At 33.3% G+C, this 18,103-nt stretch carries 12 protein-coding genes and 2 rRNA genes; 10 read left to right on the top strand and 4 right to left on the bottom strand.

Features of this window, described 5'->3' with window-relative positions; all coding sequences use genetic code 11:
* Positions 1–71: 71 nt before the first annotated feature.
* The 5 genes from KAOT1_RS02990 (at position 72) to KAOT1_RS03010 (ending at position 7,801) form a co-directional block, all read left to right on the top strand.
* Positions 72–2,891: ribosomal RNA gene (locus tag KAOT1_RS02990) — 23S ribosomal RNA — on the top strand.
* Between the two features lie 168 nt (positions 2,892–3,059).
* Positions 3,060–3,169: ribosomal RNA gene (rrf, locus tag KAOT1_RS02995) — 5S ribosomal RNA — on the top strand.
* A gap of 281 nt (positions 3,170–3,450) precedes the next feature.
* On the top strand, positions 3,451–5,946 hold the full coding sequence (locus KAOT1_RS03000; RefSeq protein ID WP_007093209.1) for a zinc-dependent metalloprotease: 2,496 nt from the start codon (positions 3,451–3,453) through the stop codon (positions 5,944–5,946).
* Between the two features lie 136 nt (positions 5,947–6,082).
* Positions 6,083–7,348 (top strand): Y-family DNA polymerase, encoded by a 1,266-nt coding sequence (locus KAOT1_RS03005; protein WP_007093210.1) that lies wholly within the window; start codon positions 6,083–6,085, stop codon positions 7,346–7,348.
* Between the two features lie 9 nt (positions 7,349–7,357).
* On the top strand, positions 7,358–7,801 hold the full coding sequence (locus KAOT1_RS03010; RefSeq protein ID WP_007093211.1) for a LexA family protein: 444 nt from the start codon (positions 7,358–7,360) through the stop codon (positions 7,799–7,801).
* A 524-nt stretch (positions 7,802–8,325) separates the two neighbouring features.
* Here KAOT1_RS03010 and KAOT1_RS03015 read toward each other — a convergent pair.
* Together KAOT1_RS03015 and KAOT1_RS03020 are read right to left on the bottom strand one after the other, a co-directional pair.
* Positions 8,326–8,754, bottom strand: a complete 429-nt coding sequence (locus tag KAOT1_RS03015; protein WP_007093212.1) for a DUF4268 domain-containing protein — start codon at positions 8,752–8,754, stop codon at positions 8,326–8,328.
* 47 nt (positions 8,755–8,801) lie between these two features.
* The gene (locus KAOT1_RS03020; protein WP_007093213.1) at positions 8,802–9,182 is read right to left on the bottom strand and encodes a Fur family transcriptional regulator; all 381 of its coding nucleotides are present in this window, start codon (positions 9,180–9,182) and stop codon (positions 8,802–8,804) included.
* 72 nt (positions 9,183–9,254) lie between these two features.
* On the opposite strand from KAOT1_RS03020, the gene KAOT1_RS03025 reads away from it, so the two are divergent.
* Together KAOT1_RS03025 and KAOT1_RS03030 are read left to right on the top strand one after the other, a co-directional pair.
* A complete protein-coding gene (locus tag KAOT1_RS03025) occupies positions 9,255–9,671 on the top strand; it encodes a MerC domain-containing protein (RefSeq protein ID WP_193363738.1) in 417 nt (138 codons plus the stop codon).
* Entirely contained in the window at positions 9,668–9,964 is a 297-nt protein-coding gene (locus tag KAOT1_RS03030) for a hypothetical protein (protein WP_007093215.1), read from the top strand. Before KAOT1_RS03025 ends, KAOT1_RS03030 begins: the two co-directional genes overlap by 4 nt.
* A gap of 40 nt (positions 9,965–10,004) precedes the next feature.
* On the opposite strand, the gene KAOT1_RS03035 is transcribed toward KAOT1_RS03030, so the two are convergent.
* Positions 10,005–10,676 (bottom strand): ZIP family metal transporter, encoded by a 672-nt coding sequence (locus KAOT1_RS03035; protein ID WP_007093216.1) that lies wholly within the window; start codon positions 10,674–10,676, stop codon positions 10,005–10,007.
* Positions 10,673–11,404, bottom strand: coding sequence for a class I SAM-dependent methyltransferase (locus KAOT1_RS03040; RefSeq protein ID WP_007093217.1), 732 nt, complete (start codon positions 11,402–11,404; stop codon positions 10,673–10,675). Before KAOT1_RS03040 ends, KAOT1_RS03035 begins: the two co-directional genes overlap by 4 nt.
* Positions 11,405–11,817: 413 nt before the next feature.
* On the opposite strand from KAOT1_RS03040, the gene KAOT1_RS22660 reads away from it, so the two are divergent.
* The 3 genes from KAOT1_RS22660 (at position 11,818) to KAOT1_RS03060 (ending at position 18,065) form a co-directional block, all read left to right on the top strand.
* The gene (locus KAOT1_RS22660) at positions 11,818–12,000 is read left to right on the top strand and encodes a hypothetical protein (protein ID WP_157560013.1); all 183 of its coding nucleotides are present in this window, start codon (positions 11,818–11,820) and stop codon (positions 11,998–12,000) included.
* Positions 12,001–13,131: 1,131 nt separating this feature from the next.
* Entirely contained in the window at positions 13,132–14,217 is a 1,086-nt protein-coding gene (locus KAOT1_RS03055; RefSeq protein ID WP_007093219.1) for a hypothetical protein, read from the top strand.
* Positions 14,214–18,065: a hypothetical protein gene (locus KAOT1_RS03060; protein WP_007093220.1), complete on the top strand. Its 3,852-nt coding sequence runs from the start codon at positions 14,214–14,216 to the stop codon at positions 18,063–18,065. Before KAOT1_RS03055 ends, KAOT1_RS03060 begins: the two co-directional genes overlap by 4 nt.
* Positions 18,066–18,103: the final 38 nt, after the last annotated feature.

An 18,103-nucleotide genomic window follows, 5' to 3' on the forward strand; every position in this document is an offset into this window, starting at 1 on the left:
ATAAAAAGAGAAACGAGATTAATTTTAAAAGTAATCATCGAGAGAACAAAAATAATAAAGAGCAAAAAGTACAATAAGCTAAGTAAGGGCGTATGGGGAATGCCTAGGCTCTCAGAGGCGAAGAAGGACGTGATAAGCTGCGAAAAGCTGTGGTTAGTGGCACATACACTATGATCCGCAGATATCCGAATGGGGCAACCCGGCATATTGAAGATATGTCATCCGAAAGGAAGCAAACCCGGAGAACTGAAACATCTAAGTACCCGGAGGAGAAGAAAACAAAAGTGATTCCGCTAGTAGTGGCGAGCGAACGCGGAATAGCCCAAACCAATGTTGTTACGGCAATATTGGGGTTGTAGGACCACGATATTTTATGTTAATTGAATTAGAATCCTTTGGAAAGAGGAACGATATAGGGTGATAGTCCCGTATAAGTAAGATTAATAATAGATAGTGGTATCCTGAGTAGCGCGGGGCACGTGTAACCCTGTGTGAATTCGGCGGGACCATCCGCTAAGGCTAAATACTCCTGAGAGACCGATAGTGAACTAGTACCGTGAGGGAAAGGTGAAAAGAACCCTGAATAAGGGAGTGAAATAGACCCTGAAACCATACGCTTACAAGCGGTCGGAGCTGATTTATCAGTGACGGCGTGCCTTTTGCATAATGAGCCTACGAGTTACCGTTGCTAGCGAGGTTAAACACTTCAGGTGTGGAGCCGTAGCGAAAGCGAGTCTGAATAGGGCGCTATAGTTAGTAGTGGTAGACGCGAAACCGTGTGATCTACCCATGGGCAGGTTGAAGCTGTGGTAACACATAGTGGAGGACCGAACCGGTTGACGTTGAAAAGTCTTCGGATGACCTGTGGGTAGGGGTGAAAGGCCAATCAAACTCGGAAATAGCTCGTACTCCCCGAAATGCATTTAGGTGCAGCGTATTAATAGTTTTATAGAGGTAGAGCTACTGATTGGATGCGGGGGCTTCACCGCCTACCAATTCCTGACAAACTCCGAATGCTATAAAATGGTTTAATGCAGTGAGGGCATGGGTGCTAAGGTCCATGTCCGAGAGGGAAAGAACCCGGACCATCAGCTAAGGTCCCCAAATATATACTAAGTTGAATAAACGAGGTTTGACTGCCTAGACAGCTAGGATGTTGGCTTGGAAGCAGCCATTCATTTAAAGAGTGCGTAACAGCTCACTAGTCGAGCGGTCGAGCATGGATAATAATCGGGCATAAGTATATTACCGAAGCTATGGACTCCAAAGGAGTGGTAGGGGAGCATTCTATTTGCGCAGAATGTGGTCTGTGAGGACTGCTGGAGCGGATAGAAAAGAAAATGTAGGCATAAGTAACGATAATGCGGGCGAGAAACCCGCACACCGAAAGACTAAGGTTTCCTCAGCTATGCTAATCAGCTGAGGGTTAGTCGGGACCTAACGCGAACCCGAAAGGGGTAGTGGATGGACAAGCAGTTAATATTCTGCTACCTGCTCACGTTAAAAGTGACGGAGGCGAAAAGTTAGTGCGCACTGACGGAATAGTGCGTTGAAGAGAGTGGTAACACCTCGATAGTACAGTAAGGCTACGGCCGCGCTGATAATCTAGCAAATCGACTTCCAAGAAAACCGAGTGAAGCAGCCCGTACCGTAAACCGACACAGGTAGTTGGGATGAGAATTCTAAGGTGCTCGAGATATTCATGGCTAAGGAACTAGGCAAAATCGACCTGTAACTTCGGGAGAAAGGTCGCCCATCTTCGGATGGGTCGCAGTGAAAAGGTCCAGGCGACTGTTTATCAAAAACATAGGGCTTTGCTAAATCGAAAGATGATGTATAAGGCCTGACACCTGCCCGGTGCTGGAAGGTTAAGAGGAGGGTTTAGCTTCGGCGACGATCTGAATTGAAGCCCCAGTAAACGGCGGCCGTAACTATAACGGTCCTAAGGTAGCGAAATTCCTTGTCGGGTAAGTTCCGACCTGCACGAATGGTGCAACGATCTGGACACTGTCTCAGCCATGAGCTCGGTGAAATTGTAGTATCGGTGAAGATGCCGATTACCCGCAGCGGGACGAAAAGACCCCGTGAACCTTTACTATAGCTTCGTATTGACTTTGGATAAGTAATGTGTAGGATAGGTGGGAGACTATGAAATGGCGTCGCTAGGCGTTGTGGAGTCGTTGTTGAAATACCACCCTTTGCTTATCTGAAGCCTAACCTCTAACGAGGAACAGTGCGTGGTGGGTAGTTTGACTGGGGTGGTCGCCTCCAAAAGAGTAACGGAGGCTTCTAAAGGTTCCCTCAGCACGCTTGGTAACCGTGCGTAGAGTGCAATGGCATAAGGGAGCTTGACTGAGAGACATACAGGTCGATCAGGTACGAAAGTAGAGCATAGTGATCCGGTGGTTCCGCATGGAAGGGCCATCGCTCAAAGGATAAAAGGTACTCCGGGGATAACAGGCTGATCTCCCCCAAGAGCTCACATCGACGGGGGGGTTTGGCACCTCGATGTCGGCTCGTCACATCCTGGGGCTGGAGAAGGTCCCAAGGGTTGGGCTGTTCGCCCATTAAAGTGGCACGCGAGCTGGGTTCAGAACGTCGTGAGACAGTTCGGTCTCTATCTGCTGTGGGCGTTAGAAATTTGCGTGGATCTGACTCTAGTACGAGAGGACCGAGTTGGACTAACCTCTGGTGTATCTGTTGTTCCGCCAGGAGCATTGCAGAGTAGCTACGTTGGGAAGGGATAAGCGCTGAAAGCATATAAGCGCGAAACCCACCACAAGATGAGATTTCTTTAAAGGGTCGTGGGAGATGACCACGTTGATAGGCTATAGGTGTAAAGGCAGTAATGTCATAGCCGAGTAGTACTAATTACCCGTAGGCTTATGTACGGCTTCTTATTATTTATATAACACTCAAAAAAACTCTTATTTATCTCAATATGTTATCTTATTAGATAGTAGTGAGATGTTAGATTATTTAGAAATCTAATACACTCAATGTTAATTACTCAAATCTCAATACTATTAGGTTCCCAATCAAGTTGGGAATTAAAAGCTTAAGGTGGTTATAGCAATGGGGCTCACCTCTTACCATTCCGAACAGAGAAGTTAAGCCCATTAGCGCAGATGGTACTGCAGAAATGTGGGAGAGTATGTCGCCGCCTTTTTTTAAAACCCTTATCATAACTATATGATAAGGGTTTTTATATATAAAAACTTGAATGACAAATACAAACCAAGTTAGAACTCTTTATACTTAAATAATCAACTAGATTTAATTTAGAAATAGATTCTTTAAAAGAAGATAGCTTCTTGAACAACATTTTATATGTTTTTGTAAAGACTAAAATAGGTGTGTCTAGTTAAAGATATCTTAAAATATTCTTAATATCTCTTATTAGTCTTGGCTTATTCTTAATTTCACAGCTCAAACTAATTAATCCAAACTATGTTAAGAAAAATACCACTATTTCTTTTGGGAATATTGTTAATTTCTGTGACTTCTTGTTCTACAGCTAAAAAAACTTCAGCAAGCAAGAAAGGAGCAGTAGCATCAGCAAAGCCAAAGAAAAAACCGAAAAAAGGCGGAATCCAACCTTATGGTAAAGTTATTACCAAAGATGCAAAAAGTGATGAAGGGCTGTTTACAGTTCACGAAGTAAGTGATAAGTATTACTATGAAATACCAGACACTCTTTTTAATAGAGAGATGTTGATGGTTACAAGAATAGCAAAAACTGCATCTGGACTCGGTTTTGGAGGAGGAAAACAAAATACTCAAGTACTTCGCTGGGAAAAGAATAAAAAACAAGTTTTGTTAAGAGTTGTTTCTCACAGTGTTGTTGCAGCAGATTCTTTACCTGTTCATGAAGCCGTAGTAAATTCTAATTTTGAACCCATTCTATATTCTTTCCCTATTAAAGCATTTAGTAAAGATTCTTTGAACACAGTGATTGATGTTACTCCTTTGTTTTCAAAAGATGTGAAAGCTTTAGGCATTCCACAATTTAGAAGAAGACAGTATAAAATTTCACGTTTAGATGCTTCTAGATCTTATATTGATAAGCTAAAGAGTTACCCTTTAAATATTGAAGCAAGACACGTTAAAACTTATAATGCAGGTGCACCACCATCAAACGGAAGTGTAGGTTCTATTTCTGTAGAAATGAGCAATTCGATGATTTTATTGCCAAAAGAGCCAATGAAAAGACGCTATTTTGATGAGCGTGTAGGTTGGTTTACAAGTAGTCAAGTTGATTATGGACTGAAGGCACAAAAGAGTAAACGTGTTACTTACTTAGATCGTTGGAGATTGGAAGTAAGAGATGAAGATATCGAAAAATTTAAAAGAGGAGAACTTGTCGTTCCTAAGAAACAAATTGTTTATTATGTAGATAGAGCTACTCCAGAAGAATGGAAACCATATATTAAGCAAGGAATCGAAGATTGGCAAGTTGCTTTTGAAGCTGCAGGTTTTAAAGAAGCGATCATCGCTAAAGATCCGCCAACTGTAGAAGAAGATCCAGATTGGAGTCCAGAAGACGTTCGTTACTCAGTAGTTCGTTATTTAGCTTCTCCAATTCCAAATGCAAATGGACCACACGTAAGTGATCCAAGAAGTGGAGAGATTTTAGAAAGTGATATCAATTGGTATCATAATGTAATGAGTTTGTTGAGAAATTGGTTCTTTATTCAAACAGCAGCAATTAATAAAGATGCTCAAACATTAGAATTCAAAAATGAAGTTATGGGACGTTTAATTCGTTTCGTATCTGCACATGAAGTTGGACACACTTTAGGTTTACCACACAATATGGGAAGTAGTGTTGCATACCCTGTAGATAAATTGCGTGATGCTGCGTTTACTAAGAAATATGGAACAGCACCATCTATCATGGATTATGCTCGTTTTAATTATGTAGCACAGCCAGGAGACGAAGGAGTGGCTTTAATGCCAAATATTGGTCCTTACGATAAATATGCAATTAATTGGGGATATCGTCCAATTTTAGATGCAAAAACAGGAAAAGACGAGAAGAAAACATTAGACAAATGGATTCTTGAAAAGGCAGGAGATCCAATGTACAGATTTGGACATCAACAAGCAGGAGACGTTGTAGATCCAAGTTCTCAAACAGAAGATTTAGGTGATGATGCAGTAAAAGCAAGCGATTACGGAATTAAAAACTTGAAAAGAATTGTTCCTAACCTAATCAAATGGACAGCGGAAGATGGTAAAAATTACGATGATTTAAATACAATGTACGGTCAAGTATTAGGGCAATTTAACCGTTATATGGGACATGTTTCTTCAAATATTGGAGGTGTTTATGAACACTATAAGACGTACGATCAAGAAGGTGCCGTTTATACACATGTAGCAAAAGCAGATCAGAAAAAAGCTTTAAAGTTCATTAACGAGCAATTATTTAAAACTCCAGAATGGTTATTAGACGAAAATATCTTCAACAAAACACAATATTCTGGAACTACAGAAAGAATTAGAGGAACACAAGTACGAACACTTAATAGAATTCTTTCACTTGGTAGAATGGCACGTGTACTAGAAAACGAAACATTAAACGGTAGCGAAGCATACACGATCTTAGAAATGATGCGTGATTTACGCAACGGTGTTTGGACAGAATTACGTTCAGGAAGAAAAATCGATGCATATCGTCGTAACTTGCAAAGAGCATATATTGATAGATTGGCATATTTAATGACTGCTGAAAGTCCAAGAGGACCAAGACGTAGTAGTGATTATGTAAAATTTACACCAATCAACACAAGTCAGTCAGATTTACGTGCCGTTGTAAGAGCAGAATTGAATACATTAAAAAGAAATATCAGATCAGCTATTGGACGTACAAGCGATCCAATGAGTAAAATACATTTAAGAGATGCTGTAGAACGAATTGATCTAATTTTAGATCCAAAATAAAATATTTCTTACATACATTATCAAAAGCAACCTTCGGGTTGCTTTTTTTTTACTGCAAAGACAGGAAAAGCTTTTTATAGCGCAATTAAAATGTCAAAATACACTTAATTTTACCTATATAATTCCCCTTTTATATATGTATGCAATAATTGACTGCAATAGTTTTTACGCTTCGTGCGAAAGAGCTTTTGATCCAAAACTAATAAACAAACCTTTGGCAATTTTGTCAAATAATGATGGTTGTGTGATTTCTCGAAATAAAGAAGCAAAAGCCTTAGGAATTCCAATGGGCGCTCCACTTTTTAAATACAAAGAAATCATTGCACAAAAAAATATTCAAATACGATCGTCTAATTATTCACTCTATGGAGACATGAGCGAGCGTGTGATGAAACTACTCGAAAAATTTTCACCAGAAGTAGAAGTGTATAGTATTGATGAAGCGTTTATCAAATTGCCAGAATCTGATGACTATCAACAAGTAGGATTAACGATCAAAAATTACATATATCAATGTACCGGAATTCCTGTAAGTGTTGGTATTGCACCAACGAAAGCATTAGCAAAAGCGGCGAACAATATCGTAAAGAAATTTCCAGATAAAACCAATGGAAGTTATGCGATTGATACTGAAGCAAAACGAATCAAACTACTCAAATGGCTTCCTATAAAAGATATTTGGGGAATTGGCAGAGGAAATACCATTCGATTGCAAAATAGAAACGTACAAACTGCATATGAATTTACAGAACTAACAGATGATTGGGTAAAACGGAACATGTCTATCGTAGGTTTACGACTCAAAAAAGATTTGGAAGGCGAACCTACAATTCAGCTTGAAGATGAAATACAAAATAAAAAGGTAATTGCTACGACTAGAAGTTTTGAATTTACTTTTTCTGATAAAGAAAACTTAAAAGAACGTATCGCAACATTTGCCTCACGTTGTGCAGAAAAACTGCGCGAACAAAAATGTGCCTGCAATATAATTATGGTTTCTTTAAAAAGTGATAAAAACAAAAAAAACGAATCACAATACAGAGCCAACAGAGCATTAACATTACCTTTCGCTACAGATTCAACACTTAGCATCAATCAATTTGCTCAAAAAGCTTTAGATGAAATCTATAAACCAGGAATAAAATACAAGCGCGCAGGTGTTATTTTGACAGGATTGGTAGAAGCTAGTGCATTACAACTCGATTTATTTAAAAATGAAGATCCAAAGCACAAACAACTCATGGCAACCATGGATGCGTTAAATCAGAAATATAGTGGACGAAAGATTAAAATGGCAAATCAGGATTTACAACGGACTTGGAAAATGCGACAGGCATATTTATCTCCTGAATACACCACAAAATTTAGTGATATAATTGTTTTAAATTGTCGTACAATCTAACTTTGCAATATGACGAAGAAGCGAGAAAATGATAAAGTGCTGACGTTTTATAAAGGCGAACTTGGAAATACAGAACTAGAATTTGTGGCAAGCGGAATTTCCGCAGGATTTCCTTCACCCGCAGACGATTTTAGAAACGATCGTATCAATCTATCGGATGAACTAATCAATGATCCAAACACTACTTATTACGCGCGTGTCAATGGCGAATCGATGATTGACGCAGGATTAGATCATGATGATTTATTAGTGATAGACAAGAGTATTACTCCAAAAGATGGAAAAATTGCAGTATGTTGTGTAGATGGCGAATTTACAGTGAAACGACTCAAAATCACAGATGAATGTGTGTATTTGATGCCAGCAAATGATAATTACAAACCAATAAAAGTCACCAAAGACAAACAATTACTCATTTGGGGAATCGTGACGTATGTAATTAAAAAAGTGTAATATTTAATGTAACAATTTGAAAATGTACCAATGGACAGAGATGCCCTTTTTAATTATGCGTGCGTTTCAAAGAAAATGTATTAAGTAACGTCAGTTCGATATAAATCATTCAATTTACATTTATAGTAATTTTAGAAATAATTCTGTTATATAATTCATTTTTAGCATTTTATTTTCGTTTTCTTTGCTTACCCAAAGAAAAGAAACAAAAGAAAGGGAACTTTTCCGGAGGTATTTTTAGTTTTTCTTTTATGGAAAAACTAAAACTGCATGAGTTTTTCTAAATTTTCTCCAAGGCTTCGAAAATTTTTAACGAAAAACTCCTGCTATACTGCGGAAAAGAAAAGTTTCAAACTAAAATTCTTACGTCGAACTCACGTTAAGTAGTAAATTGCTACGTATTTCCCAAAACACTAGCAAAGACGTATCATATCTTTTAGATTTTCAAAATGATACCGAAGCAAATCTAAAAGAAACATAAGTTTTACTCAATAAAGCGGACTGAGCGGAGTCGAAGTCCGAAATCAAGCCTTAATAAAATCCTCATACTCATAATAAAATGTTTCAAACTGTTGCATGGTTTCGTTTAGAAAAACCATCGTTTCTTGCCATGTATTTTTATTGTGAATAGAAACTTGGTGCTTTTCTAAGTAAATTCTGGAGATTTCTTTGCCATTATCCAACACATAGGCTTCGTCGAAAATAGCATCAGGAAGAAACTCGTCTATCAAAATACTTTTCAAAGAAAGCATCTTATCCCAATATTTAATGCGGTTTTCAATATTCTGATCTTCAATATCTAGCGAAACCATTGCTTTTTTCTTATCAAAATAAAACTTAAAAGAAAAATCGCGAATTTTAGTATTATACAAAATCCACTTTCGTGGAAATGACTTTCCAAATGAAGTCCAAAAATCTTCTCGTAATTTTCTTGATTCAGCTTTGCTAAACATAAAAAGGCATTTTTTATTTCGTATCTGATGCGGAAACTACTGTTACATTATAAAAGACAATCTTCGCATTTACCAATCAGTAAGACTTGAGAAAAATTGATTTCCCGATTGGGAATTGTAGGTATTTTTATTTCAACGGACAAGCAATCTATTTTTCCGCAATCTTGACATTGAAAATGCGGATGAACATCTAAATGTTTAGAAGCTGAGCAACCATGACAAGTGGCATACCACGAAAGTCCATCTTTATCCAAAAAAGAATGTACAATTCCATCATTTTCTAAACGTTCCAAAATTCGATAAATGGTCGTTTTGTTCATTTGTCCCTTCAAACTGTCAATTAATTGTACAGCAGAAATTGCAGCTTTGTTTTTCTCAAAAATAGCTAGCAATGTTTGTACAGACTTCGTCTTTCGTATCACTCCCATGCAACAAAATTAAGGGAACTTTGTTGTATTAACAAAAATAATAATTACTTTTGCAACTTAGTTGCATTAATTATGATCGTTCTATACAAAAGTAAGTCAGATACCATCGGAATGTTAGCAAGTAGTCTTTGCCTAGTACATTGCCTAATCACACCTTTTCTTTTTATCGCACAAGCACAAATTGCCTGTTGTGAAACTTCTACGCCTTTTTGGTGGAAAATTCTAGACTATGTGTTTCTAGTAATTTCTTTCTTTGCGATCTATTGGTCTGCAAAAACAACTAGCAAACAGTGGATGAAATATGCACTATGGAGCTGTTGGTTTTTTTTAAGTGTAATTATTATCAATGAAAAAGTAAACGTATTACACATACCTGAATATGCTATTTATATTCCTGCAATTAGCTTAGTTTTTCTTCATTTGTACAATAAAAAATACTGTCAGTGTCAAGAAGACAAATGTTGTGCAATACACCAAAAATCTAAATGAAAAATGCAAAAATCATCATACCTGAAAAATTTCAAAATTCTTCAAAGTATCAATATATTGAAGATGGAATTTATAATGATCTACATGATGACGACGGATTTTTCACCTACAGAATTGCTATTAAAATAGAAGTTGATTCAGAAAAAAAATCACCCGAAATGATATGTAAACAAATAGAATCTCATTTTGTTTACATTGAAGAAGCTTCTGCTGAAAATACAATTTATACGTATATTTTGGGAGGTGAATTGAAAGACCTACAAAAATTCAAATCAAATCTAAAAGGATATTAATTCAAAAGCACTATTCATTTATAACAAAAAGAGTGTGTATTTATACAAAAAACGCAATAACGGTAGCAGAAATAATCACCAATAATTTCGTCAAATTGAATTTATGACCTTCCGAACTTTCAAACAATATCGTTGTTGAAATATGTAAAAAGATTCCAATAACCAACGATGTAATTTGATTTTGATATACTTCCAAAAAGGTCAAATATTTTGATAACAAACTTCCTAATGGTGTCATCAAAGCAAACAACAATAAAAAGATTAAAATAGAAGCTCTTGGCATTTTCGACTTATAAAAAAACGTAGTCAAAATAATAGCAATCGGTATTTTATGCACTACAATTCCATAAATCAAATGATCGTGACGATGCATCGGAAAGCCTTCTAAAATCGCATGAATACTCAAACTAAAAAACAATAACCAAGGGAATTTACTGCTATCGTTATGAATATGCACATGTCCGTGTTCGGCACCTTTGGAGAAAAACTCTAGAAAAATTTGCAATAAAATTCCAACCATTACAAAAATACCATAGCTGTTTTTATAGTTACTAAAAACGGAAGGTAACAAGTTAAAAATGGTAATTGCCAATAAAAAAGCACCACTAAAAGCAAGTAGCAACTTCATGTGTTTCTTCTCACGTAGCTGAAAAACAGTCACAAAAACAAAGCCAAGTACAACGGCAAAAATAGGAAGTAAATAATGCATCATTTAAAAATCATAATCAATCGGGTAGAAGTCTTTTTATCAAACGTACCCAAACTATAATCTCCAAAAATAGCTAATAAATCAATAGCAGCCGCAGTAAAATACGATTCAAAATCTTTTAATGTCAAAGCCTTTACTTTTTCGGTATAATGATGTTCATTTCCATCTGCTTCAAAACGAATATCTTTATAAATAAATCCATCTTCAACATAACGATGCAGGCGAAAAAGAATGCCATCAACTTCTTTTACTTCATGTTCCACCAAATTCTCAATAACATAATCAGCATTCAAAAAATCAATTACACCAAAACCATTTTCATTCAGTTCAGCTTTAATCGATTTCAACGTTCGCAAATTATCAGTTTCATGTTCAAAATAGCCAAAACTTGTAAACAGATTAAATACAGCATCAAACTGTTTCGGATACGGTTTGCACATGTCGTGCACTTCAAAACGAAGCGTTTCATTGGCAAACTGCGAGGCGTGTTCAATACTATTTGGCGACAAATCGACACCAGTAACATCATACCCCATTTTATTCAAAAACACAGAATGTCTGCCTTTTCCGCAAGCCAAATCTAAAATAGTTCCGTTTTCGGGCAAATTCAAAAACTCCACCAAATGCTTCATAAAAGCTTCAGCTTCGTCATATCCACGATCCTTGTAAAGTATATGATAGTACGGTGTGTCAAACCACGACGCGTACCAAGTTATATTCTCTTTCTGCATAATTTTATTTTAGGGTTTCTACCGTTTTCACGACAGCCAGGCTATCCACACTCGCTTTTTGAATTTTCATTCCGAAGGCAGGATTCTAAATCTAAAGAGCTCAAACAATTGCTGCAATCCTTAACCCGATTTCTATTGAACAACAAATTAACAACTGCAAAATTAATCTATTTTGTCTTTCTACAGTCGTAGCAAACGTGAAATAATTTCAAAAAAGGAAACATAAGTTCTGTGTTTTCAGAAAACAGCCTTTATGATGTATTGTGAAAAACGATAAGATAATTTTTGTGTAGTGAAGTCGTATGCATAAAATAAATTAAATGTCTATGCTTTTTTTATAGTTAACTACGGTGTTCCCGTACCTAGATATTAATTTATTTTTATAAATTTTGTTCTAATCAAATCTTTATATCATGTTAAAATCAATTTTAAAATTAGGAACTGAATTGTCTAAGACAAAACAAAAATCGATTAATGGTGGTAAAACTCCTAGATGTTGTAATCCAACTAATTCTTGCTGTGATCCAGATAGTTATCCTAGTGATTGCCTTGCTTATGGTGATCCTAATGCTTTTCCTGTACCATATTGCATGTAATAGTTATCTACTCAAAGAACTTATATTAATTTACACAAAAAAGTCCAGTTATTTTCTGGACTTTTTTAAAAAAAATATATTTTAGAAAGTTTCTAACTTTCTTCTCCAACTACGGTTTTCGCTTGTGTGGTTATAAAACCTGTACTTGCATTTCCGTATACCAGAGTTATGTTTCTTTACGGTTGTTTCTAAAATCGGTAAAGTAGAATTCCCAAATTTTAAACACAAATTTTTAAAAAAGTAAAGCGATCCTAAGATCGCTTTACGTATGATATTAACAAATTGGATATGCTGTTTGACCACAGGTAGCAGAAACATCACAGTTATCAATTGTGTGTCCCGGGTTGCAAGGTTCCGAATGGCATTCGCAAAAGGATTCATTAGTTACACGACAATTAAAGTTTATAAGTGTGTCAGTTCCACCTTTAATTTTCATTACCTTAAGATTAGAAATAAATTTCTTGTTCAGGGTCAGTGCTTTAAAACTCTTTTTTTTCATGGTTAATATATTTATAAATTACGTTTAGAAACAAATATATGATTAAGTACTTATGTATGCAATGAATAGGAGTCGGTTTTGAGTAAATAAGACTTTAATTAGTGGTAACTACGTAAGTGTTTTAATGACATGTTGTACGGGTAATAATAGAATTGAAAAGTTAGCACAAGAAACGTTTAAAATATTGGAATTGAACCTTGGCTAGTACTTTTTCTGCCTATTCCCTAAACTTCCTAACTTTGCAAAGTAATCACAAACGACATCATAATTTTATGTTGGGGTTTCCACTATATATTGCTGCTTCGCGCAGTATAAAGCGGTCAGGCTATTCACTATTCCTCTGTAAATTCTAAAAATATACATGTTTGATTTTCATGTATTTAAAATTTAAAGGATTAACTGCGAACAGGTAATCGTATTCGTTTGTGTATTCTTATTTTATTTAGTTATACTTTTCAAAAATATAGATAAATACCATATTTTTTAAATTATCAATAAAGAATATGCTTTTTATTTTATTAAAAATATATTTAATAAAAGTAATTATAATTACTCACTCTAATATTTTACGAAAATTCTAATTGCGAAAACGTAATCTTTATCTTAATTTAGGTAAAGAAAATTTATTTTATATGCCATTAAGAGCAATCGTGGATAACGAGGAGATTATTTCTTCTTTTTTAACTAAAGAAGAATGGGTTGAATTAACTAGAAAAGTTAAATTAAATTCTTTAGATGTAATTATTTGTGACACTGATCGAAAAGGAGTTTTAAAAATCAATAAAAATGGAACTCAATATTTTGCTCATAAAAGAGGAGAAAAACCTGAAAATTGGAAACCTGAAAATATCAAAATTATTGATATTAAAAACCAAGTTCTTTTAGGTTGTAATGATGCTGGTTGGAATTCTATATCAGAATATATTTACACTGATTTATATATTGATATAGTTGCTACTAAAAATCAACATAAAGTTGGATTTAAAATAGAGTTGACTTCTTCAAAATTATCAGAAATTGAGAATTTACAAGAAAAATATAAAGCTAATGATATTAGAGTTTGTTGGCTGTTTAAAAAACCTCCTAAAGAAATTACAAATTATGATGATTCAATTCAAGCGAACAAAGAAATCCCTTCATTCAAATTGATAGAGAATGAGCAAAAGCAATTAAAAGTCCAATTAAACCAACACAATTTAAATATTCGTGAATTCATTAGTAGTCTTTTGTCAAGGAAGATTAAATTTGCTCCAGAGTTAAAAGCTAAAGAAGCACAAGAAATTGAAGTTCATTTTTTTAAACATATTTGTTATAATTGCGGAGAAAACCAACATGCTTATTTTATTGAAGAAACATTGCAAAGTATCTGTGGCATTGAAATATACATCGGGAATTCAATGTGGAATAGTGATAGTCTAAAATATCATCCAAATATTGTTAATTCAGTCCTCAATTATGAAAAATCAGAACATGGTAGTCATTTAAAAATTGGCGAAATTAAAGAAAGATATAGTCGTACTACGAGAAGTTCTTACATGTCATTTGGCTGTTACAAATGTGATGCGCTTTTTGGAGATTGGTATTTACAAGAAGATATCAGAGAAGCAAAGCTTTATGGCTCTGAAGAAATTATATATGTTGAGATTGAATCAATTGATCTGAAAGATCACTCTTTTCATTGGTGTTACAGTGAAACTAAAAATTACTGTAATCAATGAAAAAAAATACACAACTTTCAATAAATTACACTACTCAAGAAAAAATCAAGTCTTTAAGTAAGCGAATAGGATACTTAACTACAAATAGAAGCCGTAATAATTATATTGATGTAAAAATAAAATCAGAAAATCTTCAATATAATCTGTCTTTATTACTAAGTCATATCATCCTTAAGCTGGATATGCCTGACAGAAGCAAAAAAGCTTTTTTGAGCATTATAGAAGAATATAATTCTGAAAACAATACCAATTTAAAATTTAAAGATTTTGAAGAAATAAATTGGATAAGAGTCATAAATAAAAATATTTTCCTACCTCGATTAGTTTGTAGCTTTTTATGGAATATAGAGAATTCTTCCAAGAAAAACGAAATAAAAATACCAGTAGGGAAAGAGCATGTTACCGCTTGCCTTAAAATTTATTATGATAAGTATTTTTTTAACGAACACTTAACAATAAATAGGGATTGTTTAGATCAAATTTTAAAAGATCATACCATCAAGAGCATTACAATAGATTGGTTGTTAGATAAAAATATTATTGCGATTCATCTTGATAGGGAAGCATATATTTGGAAGGCACAAAATTATCTTCGATATCTTGGAGATGAAATCACAGCTACTATTTGGTTATTAATCGGTGGAGAAAATGCTACAAAAGAGCAATTTAGCTTATTTTTCGATAATATAAATGAAGTCAAACTTTACACAAATCACATTGATGATTATTTATCCGAAAAAAATATAGCTAGATTAAGTGAACTCTCAATGTTCTTTTTAAGAACTGAGAATGACTTTAACAATTCAAAAGAGGAATTCAAAAAAAATTGGTTGGATGCAGAAGGTTATGTTCATAATGACATAAATACTGAAATTCCAAAACTTATTTTTAACTATAACTCTCCATATGACTTTATCAATAGTTTAGAATATTATAGAGAAGAATACACCAACACTTTCGATTATCAAAGTATAAGAAGTATATGTCATCCTTTTTTCAACATCATCTTTGCTCATGATAAGAAAGAACATATATTCCATTGTAATTTCATTGACCTACTTTCGAATACTTCACAAGCTCCACTAATTTGGATTTTATATGACCACATAAAACATAATTTTTCTTCTATAATTCCTTACTTAATAACTAATGTTAGTACAATACCTATTGCCTTCAAATTGATAGCTGAGATTGAAATAGATCAAGATGTTTTAATTGAACAATCCAATCGTGATTCAAAATTTGTAGAAAGCTGTGAACTAAAAAATACTTTTTGGCTTCAAATGCTAGATTTAACATTAGAGCAATTAAGCACAATCAATGATGATGTAGTTAAAGGGGAAGTCTTATCAAAAATTTTAATCAATTTATCAAAAGAAGTTTTTGTTAGTAGATCACACCAAATTAATGGAAATATATTAAGTGAAATTTTAGAAAAACGCTACACAAGAACACTAAAAAGGCTCAAAGAGTATAGAAAATATAAAGCAATTAATTTGTCATTAGGATCAATTAAAGCAAGATTTATTTTTGATGTGCTCCCAAGTATCATTACTTTACTTATAAATGACTTTTATTCTTACAAGCATTATGACCCAAATTTGACGTGTGTAAATCTAGGACTAATTGATTTATCTATTGAATTAATCAAAATTTGTGATCTTAAAATTTTAAAAAATGAAATCTCAACAGAAAGAGAAAATGAAATTATAGCTTCTAAGAAAAAATTAATTTTGGTATTAAAAAAGTATCTCTATCAGTTTCAGATTCAAAATCAAGTTAATATTAAATTTTACGAATCTATTCCAATAGAAAAAAGATTCATAAATAAAACTTTTTATAAATGCGGTCTAGAAATAATTGATTGGGGATATATGCTATTATTTTTTGAAAAGGAAAAATTACTAGATGAGTATTTAAGTGAATTTAAAAGCAGTATTCTAATTGAAACCACTACTAATGAATATAGTGATTATAACAGAATACTGTTTCATAATATTAGGAACTTTTTAAAAATATTAATGCTAGGTTTTTTAACAATAAATAAAGATAAAGATAAGTATGAAATTAATGGTTATCCATTTTCGTCATCAATTAATAAATTAGAAGAAAGTATAAAGTTTTTATCAGTTAAGTATTCGGTAAATGAAATTCATAACAGTAGACTTGATGTTTTTGATCAGAAATTTGATTGGGATACTTACTACCCGAATTTCAAAGGCTTAAATGAATTATTATATTCTTGTATTTATTATTTTGAAGAAAGTAATAAGGAAGAATTTATTTTCAACTTATTTGAGGATTCAAATGACATCACTAGAATGCTAAGTGCTATTAATATTCTAGATTCTAAAAAGTTAGAGAAAACTATATCTAATAAGCTTGATAAAATTAATATTAATAAGTTTTTGGATGGAGTCTATTCTCTTACAAATTTACAAAATACTCTTATTGAAGCGGTTAATTCAGACGACTACTGGGAATTAGCAAAACCACTAATCGATAAGATCAAAAGTTATATAGAACGCAAAAAAAATGATTTTAATACTAAAATGCTTCTATTTGAGGTAAGTTTATTGTTAGCTTTCAAGGAAAAAGATATTAAAAAAATGATGGAAATTGCCATTCCAGAAAAGGAGTATTCTATCAATAAAATTAATACAAAAGGAAACAATCTAAAAAAGTTTTTCATTTCCATTTTTGAGTTATACAATAATAAAAATCATGAAAGAGCTATTGAAATCCTAAAGCTATTATTAACCAATGAAACAAACAATATTCGTTTCGCTTTTCAGCTGTATAGGGCGGAAACTATTCAAGCATTTAATTCTAGTGATATAGCTCAATTAAAAGGCATTAAACATGAATGGGAAAATTTTATAACTCAACTGTCAGACAATGACAAAAAAGGTCTTATATACTATTCTGAATCCATAGATACAGTCAATATATATCATTATGTAGCTACAAATGATTATCTTAAATTTGACCAGACTATAAGTGTTTTGACTCTAAAAAGTTTATATGATGAAACGTTTATAGAAATTATATATAATCATTACATAAAAAGAGAATTGTATGAGGTAGCATACGATTATTTAAATAAAGTTCAAGGTTATTATTCTAAAAATGAAATAGAAATCCCATTGGTGGTTTCACAGCTCAAACATCAACATTTTGACGAAGAAATTCTAAATAAATTCAAATTGAATTTAAGAAGTTTACCAACTTTAAGAGTAGACGATATACCAAAAGTATTGCCAGGTAATCTAAATGGAAAATTTAATTTGAATCTTTTTATCCTACAAGAGCTTATTCAAGCTTCACACATTATGGTTGATAAAATTGAATCTGTAAGACAAATAACCCATGAAAATCGCTTCAATGACTTATTATTAGCTATTTTAAAGCTACGTTTCTCAATTTGGGGTTGGAACATTTCAGATCAACAAAGAATTGGAATATCTGATGGAGGAAAAGATGCGGGTTCAGCGGATATAACCATAGATTCGTCAGGAAATCTACAAATAGCTTTATTGGAAGGGTTAATCTTAAAAAACAAAAAATACACACATACACACTTTTTAAAATGTCGTAAGTATTCTAAATCTTTAGACTTGTACTTTATGATAGTTTATGTTTTAGGAAAAGGAAAAGACTTCATCAAAGAATGTGAAAAATACAAAAAGCATATAGAAAGTATAGATTATCCGTTGAATTTTTCATTTGATAAAACCCCTATTGATATAAGTAATGAGTTTAAAAACATAGGGCATTTACAAGTATTGAAATCAAATAGTTCCAACAAAAAAGAAATGTATCATTTAATTATAGATTTAATACAATAATGAAAAAGTCAAAACAAAAAGTAAAAAACATATAATTA

Origin of the sequence: Kordia algicida OT-1, assembly GCF_000154725.1 — a bacterium.
In the GTDB taxonomy this organism is placed as follows: Bacteria; Bacteroidota; Bacteroidia; order Flavobacteriales; family Flavobacteriaceae; genus Kordia; species Kordia algicida.

Coding starts and splice junctions, on each gene's coding strand:
- KAOT1_RS03010 (WP_007093211.1), top strand. CDS start 7,358: ATGACGAAGAAGCGAGAAAATGATAAAGTGCTGACGTTTTATAAAGGC.
- KAOT1_RS03055 (WP_007093219.1), top strand. CDS start 13,132: ATGCCATTAAGAGCAATCGTGGATAACGAGGAGATTATTTCTTCTTTT.
- KAOT1_RS03020 (WP_007093213.1), bottom strand. CDS start 9,182: ATGGGAGTGATACGAAAGACGAAGTCTGTACAAACATTGCTAGCTATT.
- KAOT1_RS03035 (WP_007093216.1), bottom strand. CDS start 10,676: ATGATGCATTATTTACTTCCTATTTTTGCCGTTGTACTTGGCTTTGTT.
- KAOT1_RS03025 (WP_193363738.1), top strand. CDS start 9,255: ATGATCGTTCTATACAAAAGTAAGTCAGATACCATCGGAATGTTAGCA.
- KAOT1_RS03000 (WP_007093209.1), top strand. CDS start 3,451: ATGTTAAGAAAAATACCACTATTTCTTTTGGGAATATTGTTAATTTCT.
- KAOT1_RS03015 (WP_007093212.1), bottom strand. CDS start 8,754: ATGTTTAGCAAAGCTGAATCAAGAAAATTACGAGAAGATTTTTGGACT.
- KAOT1_RS03060 (WP_007093220.1), top strand. CDS start 14,214: ATGAAAAAAAATACACAACTTTCAATAAATTACACTACTCAAGAAAAA.
- KAOT1_RS03005 (WP_007093210.1), top strand. CDS start 6,083: ATGTATGCAATAATTGACTGCAATAGTTTTTACGCTTCGTGCGAAAGA.
- KAOT1_RS03030 (WP_007093215.1), top strand. CDS start 9,668: ATGAAAAATGCAAAAATCATCATACCTGAAAAATTTCAAAATTCTTCA.
- KAOT1_RS22660 (WP_157560013.1), top strand. CDS start 11,818: ATGTTAAAATCAATTTTAAAATTAGGAACTGAATTGTCTAAGACAAAA.
- KAOT1_RS03040 (WP_007093217.1), bottom strand. CDS start 11,404: ATGCAGAAAGAGAATATAACTTGGTACGCGTCGTGGTTTGACACACCG.